Below are 5,598 nucleotides of genomic sequence, written 5' to 3' on the forward strand. Positions count from 1 at the left end.
GGCGGGTGTGTTGTTTGAGAACTCAATAGTGTGTTTGGTGGTTTTTGTTTGTTGTTTTTTGTTGTGCCATGCTCTCTTTTTCCCGTTTAGGGGGTGTGGTTTTTTTGCCAGATGTTTCTGGTTGTGATCGGATTTTTCTGATACGAATTTCACCTGGCTTTTGGTTGGGTTGTTTTTGTTTGGAGAGTTTGATCCTGGCTCAGGACGAACGCTGGCGGCGTGCTTAACACATGCAAGTCGAACGGAAAGGCCCTTCGGGGTACTCGAGTGGCGAACGGGTGAGTAACACGTGGGTGATCTGCCCTGCACTTTGGGATAAGCCTGGGAAACTGGGTCTAATACCGAATATTCCTCTTCAGCTGCATGGTTGTTGGGGGAAAGCTTTTGCGGTGTGGGATGGGCCCGCGGCCTATCAGCTTGTTGGTGGGGTGATGGCCTACCAAGGCGACGACGGGTAGCCGGCCTGAGAGGGTGACCGGCCACACTGGGACTGAGATACGGCCCAGACTCCTACGGGAGGCAGCAGTGGGGAATATTGCACAATGGGCGCAAGCCTGATGCAGCGACGCCGCGTGGGGGATGACGGCCTTCGGGTTGTAAACCTCTTTCAGTAGGGACGAAGCGCAAGTGACGGTACCTACAGAAGAAGGACCGGCCAACTACGTGCCAGCAGCCGCGGTAATACGTAGGGTCCGAGCGTTGTCCGGAATTACTGGGCGTAAAGAGCTCGTAGGTGGTTTGTCGCGTTGTTCGTGAAAACTCACAGCTTAACTGTGGGCGTGCGGGCGATACGGGCAGACTAGAGTACTGCAGGGGAGACTGGAATTCCTGGTGTAGCGGTGGAATGCGCAGATATCAGGAGGAACACCGGTGGCGAAGGCGGGTCTCTGGGCAGTAACTGACGCTGAGGAGCGAAAGCGTGGGGAGCGAACAGGATTAGATACCCTGGTAGTCCACGCCGTAAACGGTGGGTACTAGGTGTGGGTTTCCTTCCTTGGGATCCGTGCCGTAGCTAACGCATTAAGTACCCCGCCTGGGGAGTACGGCCGCAAGGCTAAAACTCAAAGGAATTGACGGGGGCCCGCACAAGCGGCGGAGCATGTGGATTAATTCGATGCAACGCGAAGAACCTTACCTGGGTTTGACATGCACAGGACGCCGGCAGAGATGTCGGTTCCCTTGTGGCCTGTGTGCAGGTGGTGCATGGCTGTCGTCAGCTCGTGTCGTGAGATGTTGGGTTAAGTCCCGCAACGAGCGCAACCCTTGTCTCATGTTGCCAGCACGTAATGGTGGGGACTCGTGAGAGACTGCCGGGGTCAACTCGGAGGAAGGTGGGGATGACGTCAAGTCATCATGCCCCTTATGTCCAGGGCTTCACACATGCTACAATGGCCGGTACAAAGGGCTGCGATGCCGTGAGGTGGAGCGAATCCTTGAAAGCCGGTCTCAGTTCGGATCGGGGTCTGCAACTCGACCCCGTGAAGTCGGAGTCGCTAGTAATCGCAGATCAGCAACGCTGCGGTGAATACGTTCCCGGGCCTTGTACACACCGCCCGTCACGTCATGAAAGTCGGTAACACCCGAAGCCGGTGGCCTAACCCCTTGTGGGAGGGAGCCGTCGAAGGTGGGATCGGCGATTGGGACGAAGTCGTAACAAGGTAGCCGTACCGGAAGGTGCGGCTGGATCACCTCCTTTCTAAGGAGCACCACGAGACCTATGGCCCGCCCACATCGTGTGGGGGTTCGGTGACCTGGGCGATTCGTGAAGATAGCCTCACACCTGTAGTGGGTGGGGGTTGGGTGCACAGCAAACGTGTTCGGTCCGGCGGGAATCGGAACGGGCGAAAAGATTGCCAGACACACTGTTGGGTCCTGAGGCAACAGGCCCGCGGGCTCATCCCGGAATGGGGATGGGTGCCGGCCCTCTGCGCGTGACTACCCGTTGGGGTGGGTCGCGGGTGGGGGGTTCTGGTTGCTGCCCTGCTTTGGTGGTGGGGTGTGGTGTTTGATTTGTGGATAGTGGTTGCGAGCATCTCAACGATGCAGCACGGTTGCTGACTCCTCTTTGGGGGGTGGGTGGTTGTGGTGTGTTGTTGGTGTTAATGCAATTTTTTTTCTCCAATTTTTTTGGAGAGACTCATTTTTTGGTTTTGTGTTGTAAGTGTTTAAGGGCGCATGGTGGATGCCTTGGCACTGGGAGCCGATGAAGGACGTGGGAGGCTGCGATATGCCTCGGGGAGCTGCCAACCGAGCGTGGATCCGAGGATGTCCGAATGGGGAAACCCGGCACGAGTGATGTCGTGTCACCAGGCACTGAATACATAGGTGTCTGGGGGGAACGCGGGGAAGTGAAACATCTCAGTACCCGTAGGAAGAGAAAACAAAAGTGATTCCGTGAGTAGTGGCGAGCGAAAGCGGAGGATGGCTAAACCGTATGCATGTGATACCCGGCAGGGGTTGTGTGTGTGGTGTTGTGGGGTTCATCAATCTCAGATCTGCCGGTCTGGGCTGCAGTGAGAAAAGCTCGTGTTAGTTGAACTGGTTTGGGATGGCCGACCGTAGAGGGTGAGAGTCCCGTAGGTGAAAACACGTGCTCTGTAGTGATGGATGCCCGAGTAGCAGCGGGCCCGTGGAATCTGCTGTGAATCTGCCGGGACCACCCGGTAAGCCTGAATACTTCCCAGTGACCGATAGCGGATTAGTACCGTGAGGGAATGGTGAAAAGTACCCCGGGAGGGGAGTGAAATAGTACCTGAAACCGTGCGCTTACAATCCGTCAGAGCCTTCGACTTGTCGTGGGGTGATGGCGTGCCTTTTGAAGAATGAGCCTGCGAGTCAGGGACATGTCGCGAGGTTAACCCGTGTGGGGTAGCCGCAGCGAAAGCGAGTCTGAATAGGGCGTATCCACACAACAGTGTGTGGTGTAGTGGTGTGTTCTGGACCCGAAGCGGAGTGATCTACCCATGGCCAGGGTGAAGCAGCAGTAAGATGTTGTGGAGGCCCGAACCCACTTAGGTTGAAGACTGAGGGGATGAGTTGTGGGTAGGGGTGAAAGGCCAATCAAACTCCGTGATAGCTGGTTCTCCCCGAAATGCATTTAGGTGCAGCGTCGCATGTTTCTTGTTGGAGGTAGAGCTACTGGATGGCCGATGGGCCCTACTAGGTTACTGACGTCAGCCAAACTCCGAATGCCGACAAGTGAAAGTGTGGCAGTGAGACGGCGGGGGATAAGCTCCGTGCGTCGAGAGGGAAACAGCCCAGATCGCCGGCTAAGGCCCCTAAGCGTGTGCTAAGTGGAAAAGGATGTGCAGTCGCGAAGACAACCAGGAGGTTGGCTTAGAAGCAGCCACCCTTGAAAGAGTGCGTAATAGCTCACTGGTCAAGTGATTGTGCGCCGATAATGTAGCGGGGCTCAAGCACACCGCCGAAGCCGCGGCAATCAACGTTTGTTGGTTGGGTAGGGGAGCGTCCTGCATCCGGTGAAGCAGCGGAGTGATCCAGCTGTGGAGGGTGTGGGAGTGAGAATGCAGGCATGAGTAGCGATAAGGCAAGTGAGAACCTTGCCCGCCGAAAGACCAAGGGTTCCTGGGCCAGGCCAGTCCGCCCAGGGTGAGTCGGGACCTAAGGCGAGGCCGACAGGCGTAGTCGATGGACAACGGGTTGATATTCCCGTACCCGTGTGTGAGCGTCCCTGATGAATCCATCTTGCTAACCGCCCAAATGGTGTCTCATCAATCCCTTCGGGGTGCGAGAGGGACCGGCTGCGCGGGACCCAGGTGGGTAGTAGTCAAGCGATGGGGTGACGCAGGAAGGTAGCCGTACCAGTCAGTGGTTGTACTGGGGTAAGCCTGTAGGGAGAACGATAGGCAAATCCGTCGTTCACATATCCTGAGAGGTGATGCATAGCCGTTTGAGGCGAATTCGGTGATCCTATGCTGCCAAGAAAAGCCTCTAGCGAGTGCGCACACGGCCCGTACCCCAAACCGACACAGGTGGTCAGGTAGAGAATACCAAGGCGTACGAGTGAACTATGGTTAAGGAACTCGGCAAAATGCCCCCGTAACTTCGGGAGAAGGGGGACCTCCATACCGTCAAGGCTCTTGCGGCCGGCAGCGGGAGGGGGTGGCACAAACCAGTGAGAAGCGACTGTTTACTAAAAACACAGGTCCGTGCGAAGTCGCAAGACGATGTATACGGACTGACGCCTGCCCGGTGCTGGAAGGTTAAGAGGACCGGTTAACCCTTCGGGGTGAAGCTGAGAATTTAAGCCCCAGTAAACGGCGGTGGTAACTATAACCATCCTAAGGTAGCGAAATTCCTTGTCGGGTAAGTTCCGACCTGCACGAATGGCGTAACGACTTCTCAACTGTCTCAACCATAGACTCGGCGAAATTGCATTACGAGTAAAGATGCTCGTTACGCGCGGCAGGACGAAAAGACCCCGGGACCTTCACTACAACTTGGTATTGGAGTTCGATACGGTTTGTGTAGGATAGGTGGGAGACTGTGAAGCGGTCACGCCAGTGATCGTGGAGTCGTTGTTGAAATACCACTCTGGTCGTATTGGGCTTCTAACCTCGAACCGTATATCCGGTTCAGGGACAGTGCCTGGTGGGTAGTTTAACTGGGGCGGTTGCCTCCTAAAATGTAACGGAGGCGCCCAAAGGTTCCCTCAACCTGGACGGCAATCAGGTGTTGAGTGTAAGTGCACAAGGGAGCTTGACTGCGAGACGTACATGTCGAGCAGGGACGAAAGTCGGGACTAGTGATCCGGCACCTCTGAGTGGAAGGGGTGTCGCTCAACGGATAAAAGGTACCCCGGGGATAACAGGCTGATCTTCCCCAAGAGTCCATATCGACGGGATGGTTTGGCACCTCGATGTCGGCTCGTCGCATCCTGGGGCTGGAGCAGGTCCCAAGGGTTGGGCTGTTCGCCCATTAAAGCGGCACGCGAGCTGGGTTTAGAACGTCGTGAGACAGTTCGGTCTCTATCCGCCGCGCGCGTCAGAAGCTTGAGGAAATCTGTCCCTAGTACGAGAGGACCGGGACGGACGAACCTCTGGTCTACCAGTTGTCCCACCAGGGGCACCGCTGGATAGCCACGTTCGGACAGGATAACCGCTGAAAGCATCTAAGCGGGAAACCCCCTCCAAGACCAGGCTTCTCACCCATTAAGTGGGATAAGGCCCCCCGCAGACCACGGGATTGATAGACCAGACCTGCACACCTAGCAATAGGTTTAGGGAACTGGCACTAACCGGCCGAAAACTTACACACACCCAAAAACAACGGTGAGTGTATTAACCAGACGATGCCCGCAACCACACCCCACAGGAATCCAAACACCGATTCCACACCCCACCACCAAAAAACACTTCCCCCACCACACCACAATGTGGGGGCACTCAAAAACGAGTGAAAATAAAGTTACGGCGGTCCATAGCGGCAGGGAAACGCCCGGTCCCATCCCGAACCCGGAAGCTAAGCCTGCCAGCGCCGATGATACTACCCACCACGGGTGGAAAAGTAGGACACCGCCGAACACCCTTTCAAGCCCTCGGCCCCCAACCACACAGTTGGGGGCCGAGGCATTTCTGC

The 5,598-nt window shown here is 56.2% G+C and carries 3 rRNA genes; all 3 read left to right on the forward strand.

Annotation, left to right across the window (positions count from 1 at the left end):
• Window positions 1–176: 176 nt before the first annotated feature.
• The 3 genes from A5757_RS11785 to rrf all read left to right on the forward strand — a co-directional run bounded on the left by A5757_RS11785 (window position 177) and on the right by rrf (window position 5,543).
• A 16S ribosomal RNA gene (locus A5757_RS11785) occupies window positions 177–1,696 on the forward strand.
• Window positions 1,697–2,155: 459 nt separating this feature from the next.
• Window positions 2,156–5,277 (forward strand): 23S ribosomal RNA (locus tag A5757_RS11790).
• 151 nt (window positions 5,278–5,428) lie between these two features.
• Window positions 5,429–5,543 (forward strand): 5S ribosomal RNA (gene rrf, locus A5757_RS11795).
• Together the 16S, 23S and 5S rRNA genes form the textbook arrangement of a ribosomal RNA operon.
• Window positions 5,544–5,598 lie beyond the last annotated feature (55 nt).

It is taken from the genome of Mycobacterium sp. 852013-51886_SCH5428379, assembly GCF_001665575.1.
In the GTDB taxonomy this organism is placed as follows: Bacteria; Actinomycetota; Actinomycetes; order Mycobacteriales; family Mycobacteriaceae; genus Mycobacterium.